Below are 25,580 nucleotides of genomic sequence, written 5' to 3' on the forward strand. Positions count from 1 at the left end.
TTTCGCCGGGTCTGACCCATCCACCGCCGTAACCCGCCCGGCGCGGCGCTTGCCGCGCCTGACCATCTCCCGGACCACGGCCGGCCGGGGAGACCGATGGGAGCCGCATGTGCGGCATGCGGCTCCGCCTTCGGCTCGGCTTCATGCTCGGGCTTCGGCTCGGCTTCATGCTCGGGCTTCGGCTCGGCTTCATGCTCGGGTTTGACCAGGGAAAACACGCCGCCCAACCCACTCGATGTCCGAAATGTCCGGGCGAGTATTGTGTGGGACGCTGGAAGCGGCAGCACTAACTGCCGTATGGCAGGTGGATCCGATTTGCCCAGGTGCAAGGTTCGCTCCAGGCCGGGGCTTCCGACGGGATGGGAGCGGGCACGGACGAGATGGAGTCGGTGCGCGACGAGTTGCCGGCCGTCGCCAGGCGGCGAGTTCGCCTTGCCCTCCGCGCCGCGCGGGACCACGCGGGGCTGAGCCAGTCCGAGGTGGCACAGCGGCTCGGCTGGTCGCTCTCCAAGCTGCAGCGCATCGAGCTCGGCGAGGTGACCATCACGCCGACCGACCTGCGCGCGGCCCTCGGGCTCTACGGTGTCGCCGACGGCGAGCACACTGCCGCCCTGCTCGACGACGCCCGGGCCGCTCGGCGCGAGCGGTATTGGACGGCTCAGGAGCACCGGGAGTACCTTCCGCCCGGCCTGCTCCAGTTGATGCAGTTCGAGCTGCGGGCCACTGTCATCCGCGACTATCAGATCGCCCTGATGCCGGGGGTGCTGCAGACGCCGGCGTCGGCCGAGGCGCACCTCGGCTGGTTCGACGAGAGCCTCACCGAGGACCAGCGGCGGGTCCGCCACGAGGTGCGGCTGCGACGCCGGCGGGCCGTCATCGAGCAGGAGAATTCGCCGGAGTACCGCGTGCTCCTCGACGAGTCGATCCTCTGGCGCGCGGTCGGCGGCCAGCTCACCGCCGCCGACCAGTTCGACGACCTGGCGCGTACCGCACAACGCCGTAACGTGCAGGTCCGCGTCCTGCCGATGGACGTCGGCACGATGATGAGCGCCTCCGGCGCCTTCGTGGTCCTCGACCTCAGTGACGACCCGCAGGACGCGGTCCTCTACCAGGAGGGCTATCTCTGGGACCAGCTGGTGCAGGACCTCGACCAGGTCCGCTACCACCGAGCGATCTTCGAACGGTTCTGGAGCAAGGCACTCGACGAGGACGCCAGCCAGGCGCTGATTCTGGCCCGCGCCTACGACCTGCGCGCGAGGATCGCAAGAGCGGCCTCCGCGCCCGATGGGGTTAGTTGAACCGAGGAGAGGGAGAAATGGCCGAGACCACAATGAGGTGGGAGCGCAGCACGTTCTGCGCGAGCGGATCGTGCGTGGAAGTGGCGGCGATCGGTCCCGACATCGCGGTGCGGGACAGCAAGAACATCGATCAGCCGTACCTGAGATTTTCCCGCACCGACTGGAACGCCTTCCTGGACCGCATCGCCACCGGCGCCGCGATGCCCACCTGACTCGTCACGTCATTCGTCACACCGGAAGCCGGCCGCCCGTCACAGAGCGGCCGGCTTCTCTCATGTCCGCGCTGCCCGCGCTGCCCGCGCTGCCCGCGCTGCCCGCCCTGCCCGCCCTGTCCGCCCTGTCCGCGCTGCGCGCCCTGCCCGCCCTGTCCGCCCTGCCCGCCCTGTCCGCCCTGTCCGCCCTGTCCGCCCTGTCCGCGCTGCGCGCCCTGCCCGCCCTGTCCGCCCTGTCCGCCCTGTCCGCCCTGTCCGCGCTGCCCGCGCTGCCCGCCCTGTCCGCCCTGTCCGCCCTGCCCGCCCTGCCCGCGCTGCGCGCCCTGCCCGCCCTGTCCGCCCTGTCCGCGCTGCCCGCGCTGCCCGCCCTGCCCGCCCTGCCCGCCCTGCCCGCCCTGCCCGCCCTGCCCGCCCTGTCCGCCCTGTCCGCGCTGCCCGCCCTGTCCGCGCTGCCCGCCCTGCCCGCCCTGTCCGCGCTGCCCGCCCTGCCCGCCCTGTCCGCGCTGCCCCCCAAGTCCCGAATATCGAGCAACCAGCGCCGGGATACAGCAACGCCCAGCCATAAGGTCCACCTGCTGCCGTGCGGCTGCCAAGAACGCAACCATCCCACCGGCGCTATTGCGTCAAACCCATCCACGCGAATACGTGCCGGCATCCCGCACTGCCCTCCCACAAGGGGCGCGAGTTCGTCGCGTATTTCCGAGCCCTCCCCCGCGTGTCGACTCGCCGATTCACACCGCCTAACGCATCCTAGGAACCTAGCTAGACATCCGTTCCCCTTTGACGTGTCGCGAGCGCCAAAGAGATCGACGGCCACCGCCCGCGAACGGTGGCCGTCCTTCAAGGCCGGCGCACCGCGGAGCAGTCGCTGGTCGACGGCGTCCGCTCCGCAGTGCGACGGCCACCCGGAACGGCTTCCGTACCGCGAACGGCGGCCGTCCGGAATGGCTTCCGCGCCGCGAGCGGTAGCCGATTGGAACGGGCTTCCGCCCCGCGAGCGGCAGCTGGTCGGATCGGCTCCCGCCTCGCGAGCGGTAGCCGATTGGAACGGCCTCCGCCCCGCGAGCGGCAGCTGGCCGGAACGGCTTTCACGAGCGGTGGCCGTCCGGACCCGCTTCCCGCCACGGGCGGTAGCTGGCCGGAACGGCTTCCGCCCCGCGAGCGGTAGCCGGTGAACGGGTCACCGCCACGCGGGGCGGTGACCGAAAACGGTCGCCGCGCCGCGAGCGGCGGTTGCTGGAGGGGGTCCGTAATGACGATCAATCCGGGCGCTGCCGAGTTCCCGCACCGGCAGATCGCAGCTCAACTACGCGAACGCGTCCGCCGCGGCGACTGGCAGCCGGGCGAGCGCCTTCCGTCCATCCCGGCCATCGCCGAGACCTTCGGCGTAGCCAAGCAGACGGTGCAACGTGCCGTCGACCAGCTCCGGGTCGAAGGCGTACTGATCACCAAACCCGGCTCCGGAACCTACGTCCGCGGCACCCGCCGCCGTCTCAACCGCCTCTCCCGCGGCCGCTACGGTGCCCACCGCGGCTACCACGCCGACCTCGCCGCCCGTTACCGCCAGCAGTTGGTCGGCGTCAGCCGAGAGGCTGCCCCGTCCGAGGTCGCCGACGCCTTCGGGGTCCGTGACGGCACCGAACTGCTGGTCCGTCGACACATCGTGCGCACCGACGAAGCCACCGTGGAGGTGGGTGCGTCATGGTTCCGGGTCACCGATGCCAGCGGCACCAGCCTGGAGCGCCCGGAAGCGTTCGGCCGGCCGTTGTATCAGGAGGCCGAGGACGTGCTCGGCCGCCGCTACACTTCGGCGACAGACACGATCACCGCTCGGCAGCCCAGCCGCGAGGAGGCGGAGATCCTGCAGATCCGCCCGGACACTCCTGTCCTGCACCTCCTTCACGTCGCCTTCGACGAAACCCGTAAGCCGATCGAAGTCGCTCAAGCCACCTGGCCGGGCCCGATGACCACGCTGACCGAGGAATACCGCATCCCGTCCCCCTCTCCTGACCCCGACCCTGACCCGGGCCTGGCCCTGGCCTGACCGCAAACCCGAAATCACCGGTCGTCAGTGGACTCTGCGACGCGCGAGCGTCCCCGGCGATTGCCGCTACCGTTTCGACGAGCAAGACGCCCTCCTTCGGCGAAGGTTCGTATCGGCACGCATCAAGGCTCGCCCGACGGCCATGGCCAGAGCATCTCCTGAAAGTTATAAAAAGAACCCCTACTTTCGACGGGTGCGGCGGCGTCAGGGCGCGACCTAGGCTCGCCGCATGCTCTTCCGTCTGCTGGTTCCCGATCCCGGCAGCCCCCGGGCCGCCGCTCGGGACCGGCTCGCCGACGTCATAGCGATCGTCGTCGCGCTGCTCTACGGCTCGACGATGATGTTGCTCGGCGACACCCGCCAGCCAGGTGCCGCGATCCCCTGGCAGCTCGATCTCACGATCGGTGTGGCCGGCGCCGGAGCCCTGCTGGTGCGGCGCCGATGGCCTCTCGCGCTGGTCATCGCGCTGCTCCCGTTCGGAGCCGTCTCCGTGGCGGTCACCGGGCCGATCCTGGTGGCGCTGTTCAGCGCGGCGATCCGGCTGAGGCTGCCGCTGCTGCTGGGCCTCGGCGCGGTCAACGTGCTCACCAGCGGCGTCTATTACCTGCTACAGCAGCATCCGGCCTTCGACGTCTGGGTGGATTACCTGGTCCGCTTCCTGGTCACGGCGGCGGCCCTGGGTTGGGGCCAGTTCGTGCAGGCCTATCGTCGGCTCACCACCTCGCTGCGGGAGCACGCCGCGCGGCTGGAGGCGGAGCAGCACCTGCGTGAGGAGCAGGCCCGGCTCGCCGAGCGAGCCCGGATCGCCCGCGAGATGCATGACGTGCTGGCCCACCGGATGTCGCTGATCAGCCTGCACGCCGGAGCGCTCGAGGTGCGTGACACGCTGCGGCCGGAGGAGCTGACGGTCGCGGCGGGCGCGATCCGGACCAGCGCGCACGAGGCCCTCGAGGAGTTGCGGGCGGTGGTCGGGGTGCCGCGAGGACGCCCCGAGCCACCACAGCCGGGGCTCGCCGACATCGACGACCTGGTGGCGAGCGTGCGGGCGGCCGGGATGGTGGTCGGGTTCGACAGCGCGGTGCCGGTCGACGGACCACCGGTGGTGCTCGGCCGGACGGCCTATCGGATCGTCCAGGAGGGCCTTACCAACGCCCGCAAGCACGGATCGGAGCCGACGGCCGCGGTGCGCATGGAAGGCGGCGCAGGCCACGGCCTGCGGATCACCATCAGCAACCCCATTTCCGGTACGCCCATCGCCGCCTCCTCCAGTGCCGGCCTCGGTCTGGTCGGGATCGGCGAACGGGTAGCGCTGGCTGGTGGCGACTTCCGCTACGGATCCCACGACGGCGTCTTCCGACTAGAGGCGGAGCTGCCATGGCCGGCATGACCACACACGACGAGGCTCAACTCGCCGACCGAATCAGCACAGCCGGACCCAGCACCCGCGAAGCCGGCAGGTCCAGAGCAAGCACCGGAGAAGCGAACACCTTGAGGTCCGGCATCGACGAGGCCAACATGACGGGATCTGGTCCCGACGGAACGACCAGGCTTGGACTCAATGGCGAGACCAACCCGCCCGCGCCGAACACTGGCGAAGCCAACGCGGCCGAGCCCGAGATCGGCGGTGCCAACGGGCTCGGAGCTGGCAGCAACGGAGCCGGCATGGCTCTGGGCGACGAGGGGGCGGCCTTGGGCGAGGCGACGGTTGATCGGCCTGTCCGGCTGGCGATTGTGGATGACGATCCGCTGGTGCGGGCCGGATTGCGCATCCTGGTGGGCGGGTCGCCGGAGATCGAGGTGGTGGCTGAGGCCGGTGACGGTGACGAGGCGATGCGGGTTGCCGACGCGCACTGGCCGGACGTGATGCTGATGGACATCCGGATGCCGCGGGTGGACGGGCTGGTCGCTACCCGGCGGATCCGGCAGAGGTCGAAAGCACCGCAGGTGATCGTGCTGACCACGTTCGACGCGGACGAGTATGTGCTGGAGGCGCTGCGCGGCGGGGCCAGTGGGTTCCTGCTCAAGGACACGCCGCCGCGGGAGATTCTGGCAGCGGTGCGGACGGTCGCCGCAGGCAAGGCGATCCTCTCCCCTACGGCGATCCGGCGGTTGATCGACCACGTGGCGGATCCGGCCGCCGGCACTCGCCGGGCACGGGCGCGTACCCGGCTGGCCGCTCTCAGCGAGCGAGAGACAGAGGTGGGGATGCTGGTCGGGCGCGGCTACTCGAATGCCGAGATCGCCTCCGAGCTGGGCATGGGCATCCCGACGGTGAAAGGTCACGTGTCCCGGCTGCTGACCAAGCTCGACCTGAACAACCGGGTCCAGATCGCCCTGCTGGTGCACGACGCGGAACTGCTCGGCGGCGCGATCGCTGCGACCGACGCCCGATCGACGGTGGCCGGGAGGGGTGTTCAAGGGGCGCGCACAGAGAGCGGTGGCTGACGCGACGGGGTTGACAGCGGGATGGAGGCGTGACGGCAGGAACGTTGTTGCAGGCATCTGGCGGGCGGGGCCTAGGATGCCGCTGATCATGGGTGAGACGGGGGAATGACGTGCGGATTCTTGTCCGGGCCGGTACCGGGTTGCTGATCGCTCTACACCTCGTGGTGACGATCGGGATGATGCTGATCTTCGTGGCCGGGGGTTATCCGTCGGCGGTGCTGGCCTGGGCGGTGCTGGCGGTGAACTTGGCCGCTTGGGGGTTGCTGGCCTGGCGGCGCACGCGCGGGACCTGGATGGTGTTCCTGGCCCATGTGCTCGCGGTGCTCCCGATGATCTGGGTGTTCGTGACCGTGTGGAGGGAACCGCAGATCGACGCGAACATCGGAGCCGGGTTCCTCGGCTTCTATCTGCTGGCCTGGGGGCTGCCCGGCTCGTTGCTGGCCTTCACCGGTTATCTGGGCGACAGCTGGTCGAACTGGTTCCCGCTCATCGCGATGATCACGCCGGTCCTCAACCTGGTGCTGCACGCCGGCTGGTTGATCCGTCGCCATCGAGCCGTCCCACTGCAACCCGCCGCGGTCTGACCCTGCCGGTTCTCTACACCGGTTGCCCCGGGCGAGAAGCAGTTGCGGACCAGCGGCCGCAGGTGCTGGCGGACGATGAGGTCACGGACGCAGGCGCTCGCGGACGACGAGATCACGGACGCAGGCGCTCACGGACGACGAGATCACAGGCGCAGGCGCTCACGGACGACGAGATCACAGGCGCAGGCGCTCACGGACGACGAGATCACGGACGTAGGTGCTGGTGGACGGCGGCGGTGGTTCGGGACCTGTCGCCGGTGGCCAGGAGGTCGATCAAGGCGCCGCGGAGGACGGCCAGGAGGCCTGTGCGGCGGGCCAGGGCTTCGGGGGTGTCGCGTTCGGTGGGGGGCTGGGCGGCGGCGAGCACGTCGAGCCAGTCGGTGACGGTATCGGCCGCGAAGTGGGACCAGGGGCCGTCCGGGTCGACCAGGGAGTGGGCGTACGCCTCAAGCCACATGATGAGAAGCGGACGGTGCGCCGGGTCGCTCAACCAGGACCAGATGCGTTCGCCGGCGGCCGGCAGGCCGGCCGGAGGTGGGACCTGATCGCGGAGATTGCGCAGGAGTTCCAGTTCGTCCTGGCGGGCGCGGGCCAGCAGGGCCCGGACCAGGCCGTCCTTGCTGCCGAAGAGGAAGAGGAGCACCCGGGGGCTGGAGCCGATCTCGGCGGCGAGCGGGCGCAGCGACAGGTCGGTGAGTCCGTGGCGGCGCACGTAGCCGTAGGCGAGCTCCAGGAGTTCGGTGTGGCGTGCCGAGGGAGCTGTCGAGGTGTCGGCCATCGGGCTAGTATCCGACTGAAACGAGTGTTTCAGTGAAAGAGGTGGCGAGATGACGCGCGACGATCGGCGACCCGGTCCGCCGCAGAACCTCGGCCAGGTCACGGAGGTGGCGAGATGACGCGCCAGGTGACGGAGGTGGCGAGATGACGCGCGACGATCGGCGAGCCGGCCCGCCGCAGAACCTCGGCCAGGTCACGGAGGTGGCGAGATGACGCGCCAGGTGACGGAGGTGGCGAGATGACGCGCGACGATCGGCGAGCCGGCCCGCCGCAGAACCTCGGCCAGGTCACGGAGGTGGCGAGATGACGCGCGACGATCGGCGAGCCGGCCCGCCGCAGAACCTCGGCCAGGTCACGGAGGTGGCGAGATGACGCGCCAGGTGACGGAGGTGGCGAGATGACGCGCGACGATCGGCGAGCCGGCCCGCCGCAGAACCTCGGCCAGGTCACGGAGGTGGCGAGATGACGCGCCAGGTGACGGAGGTGGCGAGATGACGCGCCAGGTGACGGAGGTGGCGAGATGACGCGCGACGATCGGCGAGCCGGCCCGCCGCAGAACCTCGGCCAGGTCACGGAGGTGGCGAGATGGCGCCTGACGATCAAGCGATCCGGCAGACCGGCGGATCTCAGCTGGGCCGCGGAGGTGGCGCGATGGGCGTGACGGTCAGACGGCTCGGCGAGCCTGGGGACCTTGGCTGGGTGGTGCAGGCGCACGGCGAGTTGTATGCGCGCGAGTACGGGTGGGACACCAGTTTCGAGGGGCTGGTCGCGCGGATCATGGCGGACTTCGCCGCCGGGCATGATCCGGAGCGGGAAGCGGGGTGGATCGCCGAGTTGGACGGGCGGCGAGTCGGGTGCGTGCTCTGCGTCGCCGGGGACGAGCCGGGGACGGCGGTGCTGCGGGTGCTGCTGGTGCATCCGGAGGGGCGCGGGGTCGGGCTGGGCGGGCGGCTGGTCGACACCTGCCTGGAGTTCGCGACGGCGACCGGGTATGAGCGGATGCGACTGTGGACGACGGATCCGCTGGTCGCGGCGCGGCACATCTACCTGCGACGGGGCTTCCGGCTGATCAGGGAGGAACCGCAGCGCGTCTTCGGGGCGGATCTCGTCGGTCAGACCTATCTGCGCGAGCTCGCCGCGCCGGGACTCGCCCCGGTCGCCTGCCTGTGACAGCGCCGGCCGAGCCCGCGGCGGATCCGGACCGCGGCTACCCGAATGCGGCCACCGAATGCGGCCACCCGAACACGGCCACCCGAACACGGCCACCCGACGGCCATCCCCCGCGGCGGGCCGGAAACGGCTCAGACCCGAGGAGCCGGTTGGCGCCTCGGGTCTGGAGCGGATGCTGGATCAGCGCGTGAGCGTGATCCCGGAGGTTCCTATCTCAGAAACCGAACCCGCCGTCGGTGAACGGCCCGACGTTCACGTTGAACAGACCGAGCTGGTTGACGCGCGAGTTCGAGTAGGTGTTGCCGATGCTGTCGTCCCAGCCGCTGCGGTAGCCGCGGTCGCGGACAACGATGACATCGGGCTCGTCGTCGTCGTAGGCGTACGCGTGACCGTACGAGGAGACGGAAGCGGCGGAGCCGTGGTTGTGCTTGCAGTGGGAGCCGGCCGCGGAGGCGGGGGCGGCCAGCGCAAGGCTCGCGCCGGTAGCCAGGAACAGACCGGCAAGGTACAGAGCCGGACGACGCATGATGGTTCCTTTCGGACGTTTGGTTTGACCTCCGAAAGCATGTCGCGGCGGCGAGGCGAATGCACGTATTTCAGGCAAATACCAGCGCAAAGTGCACTATTTCCGGAAATGGCTGCAGAGCCGGGGAAACCGGGTCTAGGGTCCGTGAGGGGCTCCCACTGCCCGCGCGGGGAATGCGTTCTCCAGCGGTCCACCAAGCCCGCATTCAAGGGCTACCGAGAACGGCGAAGGCCCGCCCGCAAGGTCGGACGGGCCCCGAGAAGGCACCAACCGCGCGCACACACGGCAGCGAAGAAGCGAACCACGCAAGGAATGCGGCCGCCGGCCCCGGAAGGAAAGCAATCCCGGTGGGAGAAACGAGCCGCGCGACGGGCGCTTCCGGCGAGCCCGGGACGAAGCCGGACCCGCCGAGAACCACCACAGTCCTAGAGGCGTACTCCGAGCAACGCGTCCACCGTCCGCGCCATGAGCGCCGGCGCCGACGTGTCATCCCCGGCACCGGACAGGACGGCGTCCGCCCACGCGTCCACCACGGCCAGCGCCGCCGGCGCGTCCAGGTCGTTGGTCAGCGCCTCGCGGACCGCGTCGAGCAGCCCGGCGCCGGACGGCCCGGACGGCGCGGCGGCCGCCTCCCGCCAGCGGGCCAGGCGCTGCTCCCCCGCCTTGCGCACCTCGTCGGTCCAGTCCCGGTCGGCGCGGTAGTGACCGGACAGCAGCCCGAGCCGGACCGCCATCGGGTCCACCCCGTCGCCCCGCAGCCGGGACACGAAGACCAGGTTGCCCTTGGATTTCGACATCTTCTCGCCGTCCAGGCCGATCATGCCGGCGTGCACGTAGTGCGAGGCGAACGGGGCGGCGCCGGTGAGCACCTCGGCGTGCGCCGCCGAGCACTCGTGGTGCGGGTAGAGCAGGTCGCTGCCACCGCCCTGCACGTCGATGGTGTCGCCGAGCAGGCCGAGCGCGATGGTCGCGCACTCGATGTGCCACCCGGGCCGGCCGGGGCCGAGGTCGCCGCCGTCCCACGTCGGCTCGCCGTCGCGGGCGCCGCGCCACAGCAGCGGGTCGAGCGGGTCGCGCTTGCCCGCACGGTCGGGGTCGCCGCCGCGCTCGGCGGAGAGCCTGGTCATCTCCTCGCGGCTGAGGTTCGACTCGTAGCCCCAGTCCGGCGCGGCGGTGATGTCGAAATAGACGTCACCGGTGCCGTCCTCCAGACGGTAGGCGGCGCCCTTGGCGACGAGGTCGCTCACGTGGGCGGCGATCGCCGGGATGGACTCGACGGCACCGACGTAGTGCGCCGGCGGGATGATCCGCAGGGCCTCCATGTCCTCGCGGAACAGCGCCGTCTCGCGCATCGCCAGGACCACCCAGTCCTCGCCGTCGCGCTGGGCGCGCTCCAGCAGCGGGTCGTCGATGTCGGTCACGTTCTGCACATAGGTGACGGTGTGCCGGGCGTCGCGCCACAACCGGTTGACCAGGTCGAAGGCGATCATGGTGGCGGCGTGGCCGAGGTGGGTCGCGTCGTAGGGGGTGATGCCGCAGACATACATGGTCGCGGTCTCCCCCGGTGTGACCGGATGCACCGACCGCCGGGCCGAATCGAAGAGCTTCAGCGTGGGGGCGTCCCCCGGCAGAGTCGGCACGTCATGCCCGGTCCAAGCATCCATGCCCGGAGCCTATCCAGCCCCCTCTGACGGACGCCGCCGGGCGTGACCTAAACCTCTGGATCGGCCTCCCGGGAATAACCGCCGCCGGCGGCAGACGACCGGGCGGGACTAGATCGGCGGCCAGGGAATCGCCGGCCAGTCGGTGGGCGGTTTCGGAAACCGGCCGGCCCGCAGCAGCCGTTTCACCCGGAGCGCGAGGTGCTGCACCTCGGTGACCGTGAGGTGCTCCTCCAGTGCCTCTCCGAGCGACCCGCCCAGCTCGGCACCGAGCCGGGTGAGCACCCCGATCGCCTCGTCGAAGAGCGGTTTCCCGGTCCAGCCCCAGAGCACGGTGCGCAGTTTGTTCTCCACGTGGAAGCTGACGCCGTGGTCGACGCCGTGGATCGCCCCGGAGGACGGGTAGAGCACGTGCCCACCCTTACGATCGGCGTTGTTGATCACCGCGTCGAAGATCGCGAGCCGGGCCAGCCGCGGGTCGTCGGCGTGCGCCAGCGCGTACGCGTCACCGTCGTCGTCCCGCGCCGCCGCCACCGGAAACCAGCCCTGCGGCACGTCGTACGCCGGGACGAAGCCGATCAGCCCCTCGGCCGCCTCCGGCTCGTCGATCCACAGCTGCAGGGCGCCGGGACCGAGCGGCCCGTCCCGCAGGATGGTCGGCGGGACCAGCCCCCAGCCGGTCGCCCGGGACACCAGGTAGGCCGAGACCTCACGGCCGGCGAGCGTGCCGTCCGGGAAGTCCCAGAGCGGGCGCTCGCCGCGCACGGGTTTGTACACACACCGGCGGGTCAGCCCGTTCAGGCTGATCTCGGCGCGCAGCGTGGTGTTCGAGGCGTCGACCAGGCGACCCTCGATCTCGATCCGGCCGCTCTCGAGCAACTCGAGGGCGTCAGCCTCGGCGAGCACCTCGGTCGGCTCGGCTGTCACCGGTGATAACCGTTGTGCCGGGGGCAGAGGTGACCGGACGGGTCGAGCGGCTGGCCGCAGAGCGGGCACGGCGGCCGGCCGGCGGCCACCACCCGGCGGGCCCGGTCGATGAACGCCCGGGTCGCCTCGGGGGTCAGCCGGACGCGAAGCCGGTCCAGGTCGTCGTCCGGCTCCTCGTCCTCGTCGTCATCGTCGTCGCCGGCCTCGTCGTCATCGTCGGCGAGCGGGTCGCCACCCAGCTCGACCTCGGGCTCACCGGCCTCGATCGCCTCGATCACCACGGTGGCGGTGTCCACGTCGAAGGCCAGGCCCAGGGTGCCGACCCGGAACTCCTCGTCGACCGGGGTGTCCAGCGGCTCGTTGTCGTGCACGGCGAGCAGCGGCGCCTCCGGCAGCGTGACCCCGAACCGCTTGTTCGCCTCCAGCAGCAACTCTTCGAGTTTCTCGGCGAGCAGCGACACCTGGACTTTTTCCAGGGCGACGCTGACCACCCGGCCACCGCCGCGCGCCTGGAGGTAGAACGTCCGATCCCCGGGCTCGCCCACCGTCCCGGCGACGAACCGCTCGGGCGGCTCGAAGGCGTGCACCTGGTGGGTCATGCGGTGCCCCCCTTCGACATGCCCTTCCGGCCCTCGCCTGCAGGGTTGCTGGTGGGTGCGGCGTAGTGCCGCTCGGCGCAGGCGGTCATGTCCCTAACCCTATCCATCTCCCGCCCCGATCGCGCGGCCCGAACAGGCGGGTTCGCCGAGGGCGCAATAGGGCACACGCTGCGACGATGGCCCGACCACGGAGGGTTGTCAGATGCCGCCGCCGGCGCCACCGCCGACGGCCGCGTCGCTCTGCTCGGCGGGCCTTTCCCCATCGGATTTCTTCGGTACGAGCGACGCCAGCTCACCCGTGTCGTTGACCCGCACCAGGAACGGCCGCGTCGGCGTGTACCGAATCACGGTGATCGATGCCGGGTCGGCCACGATCCGCTGGAACTGGTCGAGGTGCAGTCCCATGGCGTCGGCCACGATGGCTTTGATCACATCGCCGTGGCTGCACGCCAGCCAGAGCGCCTCCGGCCCGTGCTCGGCGGTGACGCGCTCGTCCCAGGTCCGGATGCTGGCGATCGCCCGCGCCGACATGCCGGCCATCGACTCGCCGGCCGGGAAGGTGACAGCGCTGGGGTGCTGCTGCACCACCGGCCAGAGCGGCTCCTTGGCGAGCTCCTTGAGCGGGCGGCCCTCCCACTCGCCGTACCCGCACTCGATCAGGCCGTCGTCGATGACCGGGCTGACGCCGGGCAGGGCCAGCTCGACGGTCTGCCGGCAACGGATCAACGGGCTGGACACCACCGCCGCCAGCGGCACGCCGAGCAGCCGGTCGGCGACCCGGGCGGCCTGGTCGCGCCCGGTCTCGTCGAGCTCCACCGGGCGGCGGCCGGCCAGCTCACCGGTGGCGTTCGCGGTGGTCCGGCCGTGCCGCAGGAGCAGGACGGTGGCCACTAGCGGGCCACGCCGGCGTCTTCGTACGCCTCGGCGACCACACGCAGGGTGTCGATGCCGGACTGCAGGTCGCCGACGTACGGGCTGATCGACAGCGTGCCGACGCCGGCCGCCGCGTACTCCCGGATCCGCTTGGTGATCTGCTTCTTGTTGCCGATGATCGAGGTGCGCTCGATGAACTCCTGCGGCACCGCCTCGGCCGCCTCGGCCACCTGCTTGTTCAGGTAGAGGTCCTGCACCCGGGCAGCCTCCTCGGCGTAACCCATCCGGACCGCGAGCTGGTTGTAGAAGTTCTGCTCCCGGCTGCCCATCCCGCCGATGTAGAGCGCCGCGTACCACCGGACCACGTTCGCGCAGGCCGCGATGTCGTCGCCGACGACCACCGGGACGCTGGGCGCCACGTCGAAGCCGGCCAGCCCGTGACCGTGCTTGGCCCGGCCGGCCGCGATGTGCCGCAGCTGCTCGTCGGCGGCGTCCGGGGCGAAGAAGATGGCCAGCCAGCCGTCCGCGATCTCGCCGGCCAGCTCCAGGTTCTTCGGCCCGACCGCGGCCAGGTAGATCGGGATGTGGGTACGTGGCGGGTGGAAGCCCAGCTTGATCGCCTTGCCGGCGCCGCCGGGCAGCGGCAGCTGGTAGTGCTCGCCGTCGTACTGCACCCGGTCGCGGCGCAGCGCCATCGTGACGATGTCGACGTACTCCCTGGTCCGGGCGAGCGGCTTGGCGAACTTGACGCCGTGCCAGCCCTCCGAGACCTGCGGGCCGGAGACGCCCAGGCCGAGCCGGAACCGGCTGCCGGAAAGGGTGTCCAGGGTGGCCGCCGTCATCGCGGTCATCGCCGGGGTGCGGGCCGGGATCTGCAGCACCGCCGAGCCGATGTCGATCCGCTCCGTCTGGCCGGCGATCCAGGCCAGCATGCTGACCGTGTCCGATCCGTACGCCTCGGCGGCCCAGACCACCGAGTAGCCGAGCCGGTCCGCCTCCTGCGCCATGGCGAGATGATCGGCGGGCGTGCTCCACGCCGTCTGGTAACCGAGACTGAGTCCGAGCCGCACTGCCCTGCCCTCCGGGAGAACCGAGATCTTGATGGTCCGCCCGCAAGCCTACTGACTACCGGCGGTCACGTTTCCGTCCGGTAACCGACGCGCCCTGACGTGCTGGAGGATTTCTTTGGCGGCGGAGTCTGAATAAGGTTCACTCATGCATCAGCGACCGCTCGGCCGAAGCGGGCTAGCGGTCTCGCGGCTCGCCCTCGGCACCATGACCTGGGGACGGGACACCGACCCCGACGACGCGGCCGAGCAGATGAAGCTCTTCCTCGAGGCCGGCGGCACCCTGCTGGACACCGCCGACGTCTACGGTAACGGCGACGCCGAGGCGGTGATCGGCTCGCTGCTCGACCACCTGGTCCCGCGCGACGAGGTGGTGATCGCCACCAAGGCCGGGCTGACCCCGCACGGCTGGCGCCCCCGGGACGGCTCGCGGGGCAACCTGCTGCGGTCGCTGGACGCCTCGCTGCGCCGCCTCGGCACCGACTACGTCGACCTGTGGCAGGTGCACGGCTACGACGGGCACACCCCGTTCGAGGAGACGCTGTCCGCTCTCGACCACGCGGTGAACAGCGGCCGGGTGCGCTACGTCGGCGTGTCCAACTTCGCCGCCTGGCAGACCGCCCGGGCCGCCACCTGGCAGTCGGCCTATCCCACCCGCGCCCCGATCGTCGCCGCCCAGATGGAGTACTCGCTGGTGGAGCGCGGGATCGAACGGGAACTGCTGCCGGCCGCGGCGGCGCTCGGCTTCGGCGTGCTGGCCTGGTCCCCGCTCGGCCGCGGGGTGCTCACCGGCAAGTACCGCAACGGCCGCCCGCTCGACTCGCGGGCCGCCTCCGAGCACTACGCGCCGTTCGTGCAGACCTATCTGGAGCCACGCAGCTCCAGCATCGTCGAGGCGGTGGTCACCGCGGCCGGCGGCCTCGGGGTGTCGCCCCTGGAGGTGGCGCTGGCCTGGATCCGGGACCGGCCCGGGGTGGCCGCCGCGATCCTCGGCGCGCGCACCGCCGGCCAGCTGCAGGGCGCCCTGCGCAGCGAGGACCTGACCCTGCCCGCCGAGATCGCCCGCGCACTGGACGACGTGTCGGCGATCGACGTCGGCTATCCGGAGCGCGAGGGCACCGGCGACCCGCACGGATCCGGCTAGCCGATGCTGCGCCCGCTGGCCAGTGCCGTCACCTACCGGCGTGCGGTGTTCCTGCTGCTCGGCGCGGTGCTGGCGCTGCCCTACACACTCGGCACCGGACTGCTCGTCCGGGCGATCACCGCCGAGCCCGGCAACTGGGCGAACAACGTGCCGGCCGCGCTGGCGGCGGCGGCGATCGCGCTGATCCCGCCGTTCCTGGGCGGCACCCGGGAGCTGGAGATCGCCGCCGTCCGCTCGCTGCTCGGCGTCGACCTGCCCGGCCACGACCGCGGCCACCGGATGGAACGCGAGACGCGGCTGCGGGCGGCGCTCTGGTTCGGACTGCACCTGCTCACCGGGGTGGCGATCGGCGCGGTGCTGCTGATCGTCCTGCCGGTGGGCATCCTCGCGATGGCCGGCGGCGAGGCGCTGACACCGGGCCGGGGCAGCTGGTGGTGGCTGGCCGCCGCGCCGCTGATCCTGGCCGGCGCCATCTACACGATCGCCGGGCTCGGCTCGCTGGCGGTGACCATGGCGCCGGTGCTGCTCGGCCCGTCGCAGCGGGAACGCGAGCGGCTGCTCGCCGAGCGCAACCGGCTGGCCCGCGAGCTGCACGACTCGGTCGGGCACGCGCTGACCGCGATGACCCTGCAGGCCGGGGCGGCCCGCGCGGTGTTCGCCAGCGACCCGGCGTTCGCGCTGCGGGCGCTGACCGCCATCGAGGAGACCGGCCGGTCCGCCGCCGGCGAACTGGACGCGGTGCTCGGCATCCTGCGCGACGCGACCGCCGAGCACCACGCCACGCCGACCCTGGCCGACCTGGACCGGCTGCTCACCGACCAGGTCGAGGCGGACCTGGCCGAGGTGGACGTGTCGCCGCGGGTGTCCCGGGAGGCGTACCGGATCGTCCAGGAGTCGCTCACCAACGCCGCCCGGCACGGCGCCGGGCCGGTCACCTTGCGGATCCGTCAGGAGGAGGACTTGTTGATCGAGGTGAGCAACCGGCGGGTCGCCGTGCCACCGCGCCGCAGCGGCGGCCACGGGATCGAGGGCATGCGGGAACGGGTGCACCTGCTCGGCGGCTCGCTCCAGGCCGGCCCGGACGGCGAGAACTGGCGGCTCGTGGCGAGGCTGCCGAAATGATCGACGTGCTGATCGTGGACGACGACGAGCTGGTCCGGGCCGGGCTGCGCGCGATCCTCGGCGCCCAGCCGGACCTCACCGTCGCCGGCGAGGCCGGGGATGGCAGCGAGGTGGTTCCGGCCGCGCTCCGCCTGCGGCCCGACGTGGTGCTGATGGACGTACGCATGCCGCGCCTGGACGGGATCCAGGCCACCCGCCTGCTCCTCGCCAAGTTCCCGGCCGATCCCCCGAAGGTGCTGGTGGTGACCACCTTCGCCAACGACGAGTACGTGTACCAGGCACTCCAGGCGGGGGCCAGCGGCTTCCTGCTCAAGCGCGCCCGCCCGGAGCAGATCGTGGAGGCGGTCCGGGTGGTCGCCCGCGGCGACTCGCTGCTGTTCCCGGCCGCCATCAAGAACCTGGCCGCCGCCTACGCCCGGCCGGACGGGCACCTGGACGGCGCCGGGCTGACCGCGCGGGAGGCCGAGGTGCTGGCCCTGATGGCGGACGGGCTGTCGAACGCGGAGATCGCCGAGCAACTGGTGCTCGGCGTCGAGACGATCAAGACGCACGTCGGGAACGTGCTGGGCAAACTCGGGGTGCGCGACCGTACCCAAGCGGTTGTCATGGCGTACAAGTCGGGGTTCATCTCCCCCTGAGGAGGGAGCCGGAACCCTCGCCGCGGGGATCTCCCCGGGGCGCGCGCGAGCGAGCGTAAGAGCATGACGAACACGGCACAGAAGGTGGCGGCCGGATGGGCCGCCGGCTACGGAACACTCGCGCTGGGCTGGGCGGTCACCGGGCACGGCTTCCCGTTCGGGCCGGGCGACCCGCGCAACTCGGCCAGCCCGCTGCGCGCCCTGGACGCGAGCGTCGGCGCCCCGCTGTTCGCCGGGGTGCTGCTCGCCACGGCGCTCGCCCTGCTCGCCATGGCCGGAACCGATCGGCCGAGCCGGTTCACCCGGATCGCGCTGGCCGGGTACCTGTGGCTGGTCGTGGCGGCGCTGCTGTTCGTGGTGGTGGACGTGCGGGCGCTGACGTTCGCCGGGTACCTGCCGATGCTGATCGGCGGGCTGCCGTTCGGCTGGCCACCCGTCGACTACGGCGCGATCTTCACCTGGGCGCTGGCCAACGAGGTCATCGCGATCGCCGGCGGCGTGCTGATCGCGCGTGCGGTGGTGCGCTGGCTGCGGCGTACCGAAAACGCTTGTGAATCCTGTGGCCGGACGGCCGTGGGCGGCGGCTGGACCGAACCGGAAGCGGCCCGGCGGTGGGGCCGGGTGGCGGCCTACGTCGCGGCGGTGATCCCGGCCCTGTACGCCGCCGTCCGGATCGCCTGGGGCCTGGGCATCCCGCTCGGTATCTCGCCGGCGTTCCTGGCCGACATGCACCGCACCGGGCTGGTCTGGGCGGGTGTCGGGCTGGCGTCGTTCGCGCTGGTCGGCTCGGTGCTGACGATCGGCCTGACCCGGCGGTGGGGCGAGGTGCTGTTCGGCTGGCGGGTGCCGATCCGGCTCGCGACGATCCCGGCCGGCCTGGTCGCGATCTTCGTGATGTCCGCGTCGGTCTCGCTGTTCACCGGAGACGGCTCGGCGAAGCTCTTCACCGGCGAGGACCGGGCGGCGGTGCTGCCGATGCTGCTCTGGCCGCTGTGGTCGGTCGCGCTGGGGCTGGCCGCCTATGGTTACCACCTGCGCCGCAGGCCCCCCTGCGAGGATGGTGACCAGGGAGTCGATTCACCGGCGGGACTGGTGCCGGGATCGCGGGCGGGAGCATATTAGATCGCATGGACTACGAATACGCGCCGCTCCGGTTGCCTTCGAATGTCGATCGTCTGACCGCCGCGGCGCAGCTCGCCATCCAGGCCGAGTTCTCCGGCTGGGAGCTGGCCAGGGTCCAACTCTTCGCGGACGGCACCCGCAAGGTGATGCTCCGCCGCCGGGTCCAGCCCACCCCGCAGCCCGGCCTGAGTTACTGAGAAAGCCCGCTCCTTCGAGCGGGCTTTCTCAGTCACGGCAGGGGCGCGATGCCGCCGAGCGGAGCGAGGCCGTCAGCCGTGGTTGTGCCCGGCGTGGTCTTCCTCGTCGTCGGGGAGGAACGGGTGCTCGTCGAGCCTGCCCACCAGCTGGTCACCCTCGGCCGGGGCGAACGGGCCGGACCCGTCCGCGTCGTCGAAGGCCTCCAGGTCCAGGGGCTCCTCCACCTCGGTCACCGTGAGCAGGCCGTCGAGCGGCTCCAGCTCGGGCACGTCCAGCGACGCGAGTGAGCCGTCGCCGGCCTGGAGCAGCTCCAGCACCGCCTCGCCGACCGACTCGACCGGGCCGGCCTCCTCCTCCTCGGGCACCGAGCCGCGACGCGCGTTCTCGGCGACCCGCAGCAGGGCGGACACGCTGGGCACCCGGTAGTCCCGGCGCTGCCGGACCGAGATCACCTGCGGGTACGCGTCACCCGCGCCGGTGCCGTCGCCGGCCTCCGCGGCGAGGAAGCGCTGGTCCGCCTCGTCCGGGTCGATCGACTCGACATCCCACGGGGTGACCTCGCCGTACGCGTCGAGAAGTTTCTCGTCGTACGCGAACGACGCGTTGTTCAGGTCGACGTAGGCCTGCCACACGTCGTCGTCGTCGATACGGCCGGCCGCCGCCTTCACGGCCGCGAGGTGGGCCCGCGCCGCCTCCACCACCCGTTCGAGGGCGGCGTCGAGCTCCGCGTTCTGGTCGCTCATGTTGTCTGGGGGTCCTTCCACATTTAGCTGTCGGAGCATCTAGCTGTTTCGGAGCAGTCGGTCGAGCACACGCACGCCGAACTTTAGCCCCTCCACCGGCACTCGCTCGTCGATGCCGTGGAACAGGGCGGCGAAGTTCAGGTCGGGCGGAAGTTGCAACGGGGCGAACCCGAAGCATCGGATGCCCAGAGTGCTGAACGCCTTGGCGTCCGTTCCACCGGACATCAGGTACGGCACGGTACGCGCCCCCGGGTCCTCCGCGCGCAGCGCCGCCGCCATCGCGTCCACCAGCGGCCCGCCGAACTCCGTCTCCACCGCCGGCTGCCGGTGCACGTGCTCGATCTCCACATCCGGCCCGATGATGTCCCGCAGCTCGGCCAGGAACGACTCCGCCTGGCCGGGCAGGGTGCGGCAGTCGATGGTGGCCGACGCCTTACCCGGGATCACGTTGTCCTTGTACCCGGCCTCGAGCCGGGTCGGGTTGGCGGTGTTGCGGATGGTCGCGCCGATCAGGTTGGCGATCGGGCCGAGCTTGGAAATCGCCAGTTCGGGGTCGTCCGGGTCCAGGTCGATCCGCAGCGCCTCGCTGACCTGCTCGAGGAACGCCCGCACGGTCGGCGTGACGACCACCGGGAAGCGGTGCCGGCCGACCGCGGCGACCGCCTCGGCCAGCGCGGTGACCGCGTTGTCGTCGTGGATGAACGAGCCGTGCCCGGGCCGCCCGTACGCGTGCAGCTTCAGCCAGTCGAGCCCCTTCTCGGCGGTCTGCACCAGGTAGAGTCGCAGGTCGTCGTTGACCGTGTAGGAGTAGCCGCCGACCTCGCCGATCGCCTCGGTGCAGCCCTCGAACTCGCCCGGGTGGTTCTGCACCAGCCACTGCGAGCCGTACTCCATCCCGGCCTCCTCGTCGGCGGTGTACGCCAGCACGATGTCCCGGGGCGGGGTGTACCCGATCCGCTGCCACTCGCGCACCACGGCCAGCACCATGGCGTCGAAGTCCTTCATGTCGACGGCGCCACGGCCCCACAGGTAGCCGTCCTTGATCTCCCCGGAGAACGGGCCGACCGACCACTCGCTCGGGTCGGCCGGGACGACGTCGAGGTGGCCGTGGACCAGCAGGGCGCCGCGCGACCGGTCGGCGCCGGGGATCCGGGCGACCAGGTTGGCGCGTTTCGGGGCCGACTCCAGCAGGCGCGACTCGATGCCCGCGTCGGCGAGTTTCTCCGCGACGTACTCGGCGGCGGCCCGCTCGCCCACGGTGGTCCGCGGGTCTCCGGTGTTGGTGGTGTCGATGCGCAACAGGTCCTGGCAGAGGGCGGTGACCTCGTCCACGGCGGAGGTGTTCATCCGCCCTTCTTACCAGCTGGCTGTCACCCGGGTTTGCCCGGAGACGGGTTGCGGGTAACGGCGGGCTCATGGCTGACGTGAATCTTCCCCCGCTTCCGCCGGTGGGTGGCACCATCTCCGGGCGCAGCGTCGTCGACGTCCTGAACGAGCAGCACCGCCAGATCCTCGACCTGACGTCGGGGGATGTCTCGGACAGCACTCATTCCGTCCTCATCGCCACGCTGTCCCGGCACCTCTCCGCCGAGGAGCAGTACCTCTACCCCGCGATCCGGGAAGCGGTACCGGACGGCGACCGGATCGCCGACCGCGAGCTCGCCGAGGACCACACGCTGCTGACCCTCATGAAGGAGGGCCGCCGGGACGAGCTGATCGCCGCCATCCACCGGCACGTCGAGGCCGACACCACGGAACTGTTCCCGCTGCTGGAGCAGATGGTCCCGGCCGACGACATGATCCGCCTGGGCAACCGGGTGGAGACCGCCGAGGAGGCCGCGCCGACCCGCCCGCACCCCGGCACGCCGGCCACCCCGCCGTGGAACAAGGTGATCGACCCGCTGGTCGGCGCCATCGACAAGCTTCGCGACGTGGCTACCGCCCGGCCCACGTATCCGCGCGATCTGTAAACTCACATTTACTTAGTTACCGTTTGGTAGGGTACGTCCCACTACTTAACTTCTTTGTCACAAACCGCCGATCTTTCCACCGGCCACAGGGCTAGCCTTCGATCCCGTTCTAGTCCTAACGTCACGCTATGAACCTGGAGCTGCGGCACCTCAAGGTGGTCTGCGCCATCGCGGAGACTGGCAGCGTGACCAAGGCCGCGTCACAACTCGGCCTGGCCCAACCGGCGCTCACCGCCCAACTGCAGCGGATCGAGCGTACGCTGGGCGGCCCCCTGTTCGACCGGGACCGGCGCGGCGCCCGGCCCACCGCCCTCGGCGAGCTGGTGCTCTCCCGCGCCCGGGTCCTGCTGCCCGCCATGAAAGGCTTGCAGGACGAGGCGGCCCGGCTGGCCGCCGGCGGCAGCCAGCAGCTCAGCCGTTACCGGATGGGCGCCATCGGCGGCCCGGTCTTCGCCCACCTGCTGCACCGGCTCTCCGCCGACCAGCCGGAGGCGCAGATCTCCACCTACGCGTCGTACTACGTCGACGAGCTGGCCACCATGGTGCTCAACGGCAAGCTGGACTTCGCCCAGGTCGGGGTCTGCGGCGACGCGCTCCCGTCGGCCGACTACGGCCTGGTCTGGGACACCATCGCCGTCGACGCGGTCTGCGTGCTGATGCGCGAGGACCACCCGCAGGCCAAGGGCACCGAGGTGGACCTGGCCGAGATGGCCTCCGAGCAGTGGTCCGCGGCGGCCGGCGACGGCTGCTTCGAGACCTGCTTCGCGGCGTCCTGCGCGCGGGCCGGCTTCACCCCCCGCCGCGTCCTCGAGACCGACGCGCGAGCCTGCATCGACATGGTGGAGCTGGGCGTCGCGATCGGGCTGTGCCAGCCGACCTTCCGCCCGCCGGCCGGGCTCACCACCAGGCCCCTCAAGGGGGCGCCGCTGCGCTGGCGGCTGCTGCTGGGCTGGCACCCGGAGTCGCCGGCCGCCCGGTTCGCGCCGAAGGTGCTGGAGCTGGCCCGCGAGGCGTACCAGGACGTGATCGCCCGCAACGAGGGCTACGTGGAATGGATGCGCGAGCAAGCGGCCGGGTCACCCACGTCCGCCTGACGCTCTTGACCCCCTTCGAAGATCAAATTCTTCCGTTACGCGCGTCCGCTGTGGTGCGGATCGCATGCTCCCGCGCGGGCCGGGCGGGCTGATCTGGCCGCTGCGCGTCCATGACGATCAGCCCACCCTGCACGGCCCGTGGGTGGTCACCGAAAAGCGAAGACCGGAAGGGCCCCGGACTGCGTCCGGGGCCCTTCCACGAACCGCGTCGCTCGGCGCGTGCCTGGTCAGCGGGTGCTCAGGGTCGGGGACTCGACGTCGAAGATCAGCGCACCGTCGCGGGCGTCGACCCGGACCGTCTGGCCCGGCGCGAGGTCCGCCCCGAGCAGCATCTTCGACAGCCGGTTGTCCAGCTCGCGCTGGATGGTCCGGCGCAGCGGCCGGGCACCGAACTCCGGCTGGTACCCCTTGTCCGCCAGCCAATCCACCGCCGCCGTGGTGATCTCCAGTCGCACGTCCTGGGCGTGCAGCCGGCGCCGGGTCGACTCCAGCAGCATCTCGGTGATCTTCCGGAGCTGGTCGGTCTCCAGCTGCCGGAAGATGATGATCTCGTCGATCCGGTTGATGAACTCCGGCCGCAGCTGTTCCTTGAGCCGCCGGTCCAGCCGATCCCGCAGGTCGTCGTCGGGCGAGCGCCCGTTCTCCGCCCCACCGAACCCGACGCTGCGGGTGGTCCCGCTGATCAGGTCCGACCCCAGGTTGCTCGTCATGATCAACACGACGTTCTTGAAGCTGACGGTGCGGCCCTGACTGTCGGTGAGCCGCCCGTCGTCGAGCACCTGGAGCAGGATGTTGAACACGTCCGGGTGCGCCTTCTCGATCTCGTCGAGCAGCACCACGCTGTACGGCCGCCGCCGTACCGCCTCGGTCAGCTGCCCGGCCTCGCCGTAACCGATGTATCCGGGCGGCGCCCCGACCAGCCGCGACACCGTGTGCCGCTCCTGGAACTCGCTCATGTCCAGCCGGATCATCCGGTCCGGCTCACCGAACAGCGCCTCCGCGAGCGAGCGCGCCAGCTCGGTCTTGCCGACCCCGGTCGGGCCGAGGAACAGGAAGCTGCCCACCGGCCGGTCCGGGTCACCCAGCCCGGCGCGCGAGCGGCGTACCGCCTCGGCGACCGCGACGACCGCGTCCTCCTGCCCGATCACGTGCTGGTGCAGGTGCTGCTCCAGGCGGAGCAGGCGGTCCCGCTCGGCCTCGGTGAGCTGCGCGACGGGGATGCCGGTGGCCCGGGAGACCACCTCGGCGATGTCCGCGTCGGTGACCCGCGGCACCCCGTCGGCACCCGCGCCGGCCCCGGCGATCTGCGCCTTCAGCTCGTTGATCTGATCGCGCAGCTGCGACGCGACCTCGTAGTTCTCCGCGTGCACCGCCTGGTCCCGGTCGCGGGACAGCTGCTCCAGCTGCCGCTCCCGCTCGCGCAGGTCGGCGTCCGGCATCTTGGTGCGCAGCCGCACCCGGGCGCCGGCCTGGTCGATCAGGTCGATCGCCTTGTCCGGCAGGTACCGGTCGGTGATGTACCGGTCGGAGAGCACCGCCGCGGCGTCCAGCGCCTCGTCGGTGATCCGCACCTGGTGGTGCGCCTCGTAGTTGTCCCGCAGACCGCGCAGGATCGCCACCGCGTCCTCCACCGTCGGCTCGCCGACCAGCACCGGCTGGAAGCGCCGGGCCAGCGCCGCGTCCTTCTCGATGTGCTTGCGGTACTCGTCCAGGGTGGTCGCGCCGATCACCCGCAGCTGCCCGCGGGCCAGCGCCGGCTTCAGCATGTTGCCGGCGTCCATCCCGCCGCCCTCGCCACCGCCACCGGCGCCGACCAGGGTGTGGATCTCGTCCATGAAGACGATCAGCTCGTCCCCGGACGCCTGGATCTCGTCGATCACCTTGCGCAGCCGCTCCTCGAAGTCGCCGCGGTAGCGCGTGCCGGCCACCAGGCCGGCCAGGTCCAGCTGGAACACCCGCTTGTCCTGCAGGGTGAGCGGCACGTCGCCGTCCACGATCCGCTGGGCCAGGCCCTCCACGATCGCGGTCTTGCCGACGCCCGCCTCACCGATCAGCACCGGGTTGTTCTTGGTGCGCCGGGACAGGATCTCAACGGCCTGCTCGATCTCGTCGGCCCGGCCGATCACCGGGTCGATCTCGCCGCGCCGGGCCACCTCGGTCAGGTCCACGCCGAACTGCTCCAGCGTCGGCGTGTGCCCGCCGCCACCGCGCGACCCGCCACGGGAGCTGCCCTGGCCACCGCCGACCGGTCCGGCCGGGGCCTCCACGTGCGGGATCGCCCGCGGGTCGAGACGGCCGGCCAGCAGCCGCCCGGCGACCGAGTCGCCGTTCAGCCCGAGCGCCATCAGAATGTGCTCCGGCCCGATGTACGAGGCGCCGACCGCCCGGGAGATCTGCAGGCTGTCCAGCAGCGCCCGCTTGGCAGCCGGGGTCAGCGCGACCTGCTCCCGCCCGTTCTCCCGGCCGGCCGCGCCCATGTCGGCGCGCCGGTTCGCCGCGGCGGTGCGGCTGGCGTCGTCACCGAGCCGGGCGTCCAGCTCGGTGAGCAGGGTCTGCGGGTCGGCGCCGGCGCGGCGCACGGTCTGCTTCATCGGCTCCTGCTGCAGGACGGCCCAGAGCAGGTGGTCGGTGTCCAGGTCGGCCAGGACCCCGTCGCCCGCGCCGATGTCGGCGGCCCTGCGGGCGGCGTCGGCCAGCACTTGCCGGGCGTCGTTGCTCATGTATCGCGCGATGTCGATCCGCTGCGCCGCCCGGCGCGGCTCCGCCGCACCGAAGAAGCGCGCGAACAGGTCGTCCCACTGACCGGGTCCACCCGGCCCCAACGGTCCGATGCTCATCAGTCTCTCTTCTCCTGGTACTCCACTGGCGGCGACATCCGGCCTACCCCCGGTCGGGAGCCGCAAACGCCCGCCGCCGCCTGTTAGAAGCGCGTGAGGCCAGGCCCTGATTCCCGATTCTCGCGAAAAGTTGACAGGGGTAGGCTCAACTTATGTCCGCTCCCCAGGAACCCGCCTCCGGCTCCCTGGCGCCGGTCTTCCGGGAACCCGCCCTCCCCGAACCGGTGCCCGCGTCCTCGGAGTCCCTGTTTCAGGGAGCCACATCACACCCACCCGTGTCCGGCGAACCGGAGTCTCCCCCGACATCCGCTGCCCGGACACCGCCGCCGATCACCTCTCCCGACCCGCGAGCCCCCGGGTCCCGATCCGCCACCTCCGGCCACACCTCCACCAGGCCGCGACACTCCCCCACCCCGCCGGCACCCTCCCACGACACCACCACCGAGCCGCGACGGTCCCCGACCCAGCCGGCGCCCTCCCGGGACGCCACCCCCGAACCGCGCCCCTCCCCCACCCGCACGGAGCCGGC

General features: G+C 71.5%; 24 protein-coding genes and 1 pseudogene. 15 read left to right on the forward strand and 10 right to left on the reverse strand.

Annotation, left to right across the window (positions count from 1 at the left end):
- The first annotated feature begins 359 nt into the window (after positions 1-359).
- The 7 genes and pseudogenes from Actob_RS29010 to Actob_RS29040 all read left to right on the forward strand — a co-directional run bounded on the left by Actob_RS29010 (position 360) and on the right by Actob_RS29040 (position 6,583).
- Positions 360-1,298, forward strand: coding sequence for a helix-turn-helix domain-containing protein (locus Actob_RS29010; protein ID WP_284915017.1), 939 nt, complete (start codon positions 360-362; stop codon positions 1,296-1,298).
- 17 nt (positions 1,299-1,315) lie between these two features.
- Positions 1,316-1,510 carry a DUF397 domain-containing protein gene (locus tag Actob_RS29015; protein WP_284915018.1) on the forward strand — a complete coding sequence of 65 codons (195 nt, stop codon included), beginning with the start codon at positions 1,316-1,318 and terminating at the stop codon, positions 1,508-1,510.
- A 62-nt stretch (positions 1,511-1,572) separates the two neighbouring features.
- On the forward strand, positions 1,573-2,685 hold the full coding sequence (locus Actob_RS29020) for a hypothetical protein (protein WP_284915019.1): 1,113 nt from the start codon (positions 1,573-1,575) through the stop codon (positions 2,683-2,685).
- A 77-nt stretch (positions 2,686-2,762) separates the two neighbouring features.
- Entirely contained in the window at positions 2,763-3,554 is a 792-nt protein-coding gene (locus Actob_RS29025; RefSeq protein ID WP_284922401.1) for a GntR family transcriptional regulator, read from the forward strand.
- A 229-nt stretch (positions 3,555-3,783) separates the two neighbouring features.
- Entirely contained in the window at positions 3,784-4,941 is a 1,158-nt protein-coding gene (locus tag Actob_RS29030; protein ID WP_284915020.1) for a sensor histidine kinase, read from the forward strand.
- A 230-nt stretch (positions 4,942-5,171) separates the two neighbouring features.
- Positions 5,172-5,915: pseudogene (locus Actob_RS29035) on the forward strand (response regulator transcription factor); the annotation flags it as partial.
- A gap of 194 nt (positions 5,916-6,109) precedes the next feature.
- A complete protein-coding gene (locus Actob_RS29040) occupies positions 6,110-6,583 on the forward strand; it encodes a hypothetical protein (RefSeq protein ID WP_284915021.1) in 474 nt (157 codons plus the stop codon).
- A 205-nt stretch (positions 6,584-6,788) separates the two neighbouring features.
- On the opposite strand, the gene Actob_RS29045 is transcribed toward Actob_RS29040, so the two are convergent.
- On the reverse strand, positions 6,789-7,361 hold the full coding sequence (locus tag Actob_RS29045) for a TetR/AcrR family transcriptional regulator (protein WP_284915022.1): 573 nt from the start codon (positions 7,359-7,361) through the stop codon (positions 6,789-6,791).
- A 584-nt stretch (positions 7,362-7,945) separates the two neighbouring features.
- On the opposite strand from Actob_RS29045, the gene Actob_RS29050 reads away from it, so the two are divergent.
- Entirely contained in the window at positions 7,946-8,530 is a 585-nt protein-coding gene (locus Actob_RS29050; protein WP_284915023.1) for a GNAT family N-acetyltransferase, read from the forward strand.
- Positions 8,531-8,744: 214 nt separating this feature from the next.
- Here the strand turns inward: Actob_RS29050 and Actob_RS29055 are convergent, their stop codons facing one another.
- The 6 genes from Actob_RS29055 to Actob_RS29080 all read right to left on the reverse strand — a co-directional run bounded on the left by Actob_RS29055 (position 8,745) and on the right by Actob_RS29080 (position 14,186).
- On the reverse strand, positions 8,745-9,056 hold the full coding sequence (locus Actob_RS29055) for a hypothetical protein (protein ID WP_284915024.1): 312 nt from the start codon (positions 9,054-9,056) through the stop codon (positions 8,745-8,747).
- A 425-nt stretch (positions 9,057-9,481) separates the two neighbouring features.
- Positions 9,482-10,720 carry a cysteine--1-D-myo-inosityl 2-amino-2-deoxy-alpha-D-glucopyranoside ligase gene (mshC, locus tag Actob_RS29060; RefSeq protein ID WP_284915025.1) on the reverse strand — a complete coding sequence of 413 codons (1,239 nt, stop codon included), beginning with the start codon at positions 10,718-10,720 and terminating at the stop codon, positions 9,482-9,484.
- 108 nt (positions 10,721-10,828) lie between these two features.
- Positions 10,829-11,644, reverse strand: a complete 816-nt coding sequence (locus Actob_RS29065; RefSeq protein ID WP_407653406.1) for an SCO1664 family protein — start codon at positions 11,642-11,644, stop codon at positions 10,829-10,831.
- Positions 11,641-12,243: a DUF3090 domain-containing protein gene (locus Actob_RS29070; protein ID WP_284915026.1), complete on the reverse strand. Its 603-nt coding sequence runs from the start codon at positions 12,241-12,243 to the stop codon at positions 11,641-11,643. Before Actob_RS29070 ends, Actob_RS29065 begins: the two co-directional genes overlap by 4 nt.
- Before the next feature lie 198 nt (positions 12,244-12,441).
- On the reverse strand, positions 12,442-13,134 hold the full coding sequence (locus Actob_RS29075) for a histidine phosphatase family protein (RefSeq protein ID WP_284915027.1): 693 nt from the start codon (positions 13,132-13,134) through the stop codon (positions 12,442-12,444).
- Positions 13,134-14,186, reverse strand: a complete 1,053-nt coding sequence (locus tag Actob_RS29080; RefSeq protein WP_284915028.1) for an LLM class F420-dependent oxidoreductase — start codon at positions 14,184-14,186, stop codon at positions 13,134-13,136. Before Actob_RS29080 ends, Actob_RS29075 begins: the two co-directional genes overlap by 1 nt.
- A gap of 145 nt (positions 14,187-14,331) precedes the next feature.
- On the opposite strand from Actob_RS29080, the gene Actob_RS29085 reads away from it, so the two are divergent.
- The 5 genes from Actob_RS29085 to Actob_RS29105 all read left to right on the forward strand — a co-directional run bounded on the left by Actob_RS29085 (position 14,332) and on the right by Actob_RS29105 (position 18,406).
- Positions 14,332-15,327 carry an aldo/keto reductase gene (locus tag Actob_RS29085; protein WP_284915029.1) on the forward strand — a complete coding sequence of 332 codons (996 nt, stop codon included), beginning with the start codon at positions 14,332-14,334 and terminating at the stop codon, positions 15,325-15,327.
- Positions 15,328-15,330: 3 nt separating this feature from the next.
- Positions 15,331-16,449 (forward strand): sensor histidine kinase, encoded by a 1,119-nt coding sequence (locus Actob_RS29090; RefSeq protein ID WP_284915030.1) that lies wholly within the window; start codon positions 15,331-15,333, stop codon positions 16,447-16,449.
- Positions 16,446-17,087 (forward strand): response regulator transcription factor, encoded by a 642-nt coding sequence (locus Actob_RS29095; RefSeq protein WP_284915031.1) that lies wholly within the window; start codon positions 16,446-16,448, stop codon positions 17,085-17,087. Before Actob_RS29090 ends, Actob_RS29095 begins: the two co-directional genes overlap by 4 nt.
- Before the next feature lie 63 nt (positions 17,088-17,150).
- Positions 17,151-18,209, forward strand: a complete 1,059-nt coding sequence (locus tag Actob_RS29100) for a hypothetical protein (RefSeq protein WP_284915032.1) — start codon at positions 17,151-17,153, stop codon at positions 18,207-18,209.
- Between the two features lie 5 nt (positions 18,210-18,214).
- Positions 18,215-18,406 (forward strand): DUF5703 family protein, encoded by a 192-nt coding sequence (locus Actob_RS29105; RefSeq protein WP_284915033.1) that lies wholly within the window; start codon positions 18,215-18,217, stop codon positions 18,404-18,406.
- A gap of 72 nt (positions 18,407-18,478) precedes the next feature.
- Here the strand turns inward: Actob_RS29105 and Actob_RS29110 are convergent, their stop codons facing one another.
- Both Actob_RS29110 and Actob_RS29115 read right to left on the reverse strand, forming a co-directional pair.
- Entirely contained in the window at positions 18,479-19,150 is a 672-nt protein-coding gene (locus Actob_RS29110) for a hypothetical protein (protein WP_284915034.1), read from the reverse strand.
- Positions 19,151-19,189: 39 nt separating this feature from the next.
- Positions 19,190-20,497 (reverse strand): M20/M25/M40 family metallo-hydrolase, encoded by a 1,308-nt coding sequence (locus Actob_RS29115; protein WP_284915035.1) that lies wholly within the window; start codon positions 20,495-20,497, stop codon positions 19,190-19,192.
- A gap of 68 nt (positions 20,498-20,565) precedes the next feature.
- Here Actob_RS29115 and Actob_RS29120 point away from each other — a divergent pair, with 68 nt between their 5' ends.
- Positions 20,566-21,120 carry a hemerythrin domain-containing protein gene (locus tag Actob_RS29120; RefSeq protein ID WP_284915036.1) on the forward strand — a complete coding sequence of 185 codons (555 nt, stop codon included), beginning with the start codon at positions 20,566-20,568 and terminating at the stop codon, positions 21,118-21,120.
- A 128-nt stretch (positions 21,121-21,248) separates the two neighbouring features.
- Complete coding sequence (locus Actob_RS29125; protein WP_284915037.1) at positions 21,249-22,214, forward strand: LysR family transcriptional regulator; 966 nt, start codon at positions 21,249-21,251, stop codon at positions 22,212-22,214.
- Between the two features lie 227 nt (positions 22,215-22,441).
- On the opposite strand, the gene Actob_RS29130 is transcribed toward Actob_RS29125, so the two are convergent.
- Positions 22,442-25,036: an ATP-dependent Clp protease ATP-binding subunit gene (locus Actob_RS29130; RefSeq protein WP_284922403.1), complete on the reverse strand. Its 2,595-nt coding sequence runs from the start codon at positions 25,034-25,036 to the stop codon at positions 22,442-22,444.
- Positions 25,037-25,580: the final 544 nt, after the last annotated feature.

The organism is Actinoplanes oblitus (genome assembly GCF_030252345.1).
In the GTDB taxonomy this organism is placed as follows: Bacteria; Actinomycetota; Actinomycetes; order Mycobacteriales; family Micromonosporaceae; genus Actinoplanes; species Actinoplanes oblitus.

Excerpts from the sequence above, each read along its gene's own strand:
- Actob_RS29010 (WP_284915017.1), top strand. The coding sequence starts at position 360 with ATGGGAGCGGGCACGGACGAGATGGAGTCGGTGCGCGACGAGTTGCCG.
- Actob_RS29015 (WP_284915018.1), top strand. The coding sequence starts at position 1,316 with ATGGCCGAGACCACAATGAGGTGGGAGCGCAGCACGTTCTGCGCGAGC.
- Actob_RS29020 (WP_284915019.1), top strand. The coding sequence starts at position 1,573 with ATGTCCGCGCTGCCCGCGCTGCCCGCGCTGCCCGCGCTGCCCGCCCTG.
- Actob_RS29025 (WP_284922401.1), top strand. The coding sequence starts at position 2,763 with ATGACGATCAATCCGGGCGCTGCCGAGTTCCCGCACCGGCAGATCGCA.
- Actob_RS29030 (WP_284915020.1), top strand. The coding sequence starts at position 3,784 with ATGCTCTTCCGTCTGCTGGTTCCCGATCCCGGCAGCCCCCGGGCCGCC.
- Actob_RS29045 (WP_284915022.1), bottom strand. The coding sequence starts at position 7,361 with ATGGCCGACACCTCGACAGCTCCCTCGGCACGCCACACCGAACTCCTG.
- Actob_RS29050 (WP_284915023.1), top strand. The coding sequence starts at position 7,946 with ATGGCGCCTGACGATCAAGCGATCCGGCAGACCGGCGGATCTCAGCTG.
- Actob_RS29055 (WP_284915024.1), bottom strand. The coding sequence starts at position 9,056 with ATGCGTCGTCCGGCTCTGTACCTTGCCGGTCTGTTCCTGGCTACCGGC.
- mshC (WP_284915025.1), bottom strand. The coding sequence starts at position 10,720 with ATGGATGCTTGGACCGGGCATGACGTGCCGACTCTGCCGGGGGACGCC.
- Actob_RS29070 (WP_284915026.1), bottom strand. The coding sequence starts at position 12,243 with ATGACCCACCAGGTGCACGCCTTCGAGCCGCCCGAGCGGTTCGTCGCC.
- Actob_RS29085 (WP_284915029.1), top strand. The coding sequence starts at position 14,332 with ATGCATCAGCGACCGCTCGGCCGAAGCGGGCTAGCGGTCTCGCGGCTC.
- Actob_RS29090 (WP_284915030.1), top strand. The coding sequence starts at position 15,331 with ATGCTGCGCCCGCTGGCCAGTGCCGTCACCTACCGGCGTGCGGTGTTC.
- Actob_RS29095 (WP_284915031.1), top strand. The coding sequence starts at position 16,446 with ATGATCGACGTGCTGATCGTGGACGACGACGAGCTGGTCCGGGCCGGG.
- Actob_RS29100 (WP_284915032.1), top strand. The coding sequence starts at position 17,151 with ATGACGAACACGGCACAGAAGGTGGCGGCCGGATGGGCCGCCGGCTAC.
- Actob_RS29105 (WP_284915033.1), top strand. The coding sequence starts at position 18,215 with ATGGACTACGAATACGCGCCGCTCCGGTTGCCTTCGAATGTCGATCGT.
- Actob_RS29110 (WP_284915034.1), bottom strand. The coding sequence starts at position 19,150 with ATGAGCGACCAGAACGCGGAGCTCGACGCCGCCCTCGAACGGGTGGTG.
- Actob_RS29115 (WP_284915035.1), bottom strand. The coding sequence starts at position 20,497 with ATGAACACCTCCGCCGTGGACGAGGTCACCGCCCTCTGCCAGGACCTG.
- Actob_RS29120 (WP_284915036.1), top strand. The coding sequence starts at position 20,566 with ATGGCTGACGTGAATCTTCCCCCGCTTCCGCCGGTGGGTGGCACCATC.
- Actob_RS29125 (WP_284915037.1), top strand. The coding sequence starts at position 21,249 with ATGAACCTGGAGCTGCGGCACCTCAAGGTGGTCTGCGCCATCGCGGAG.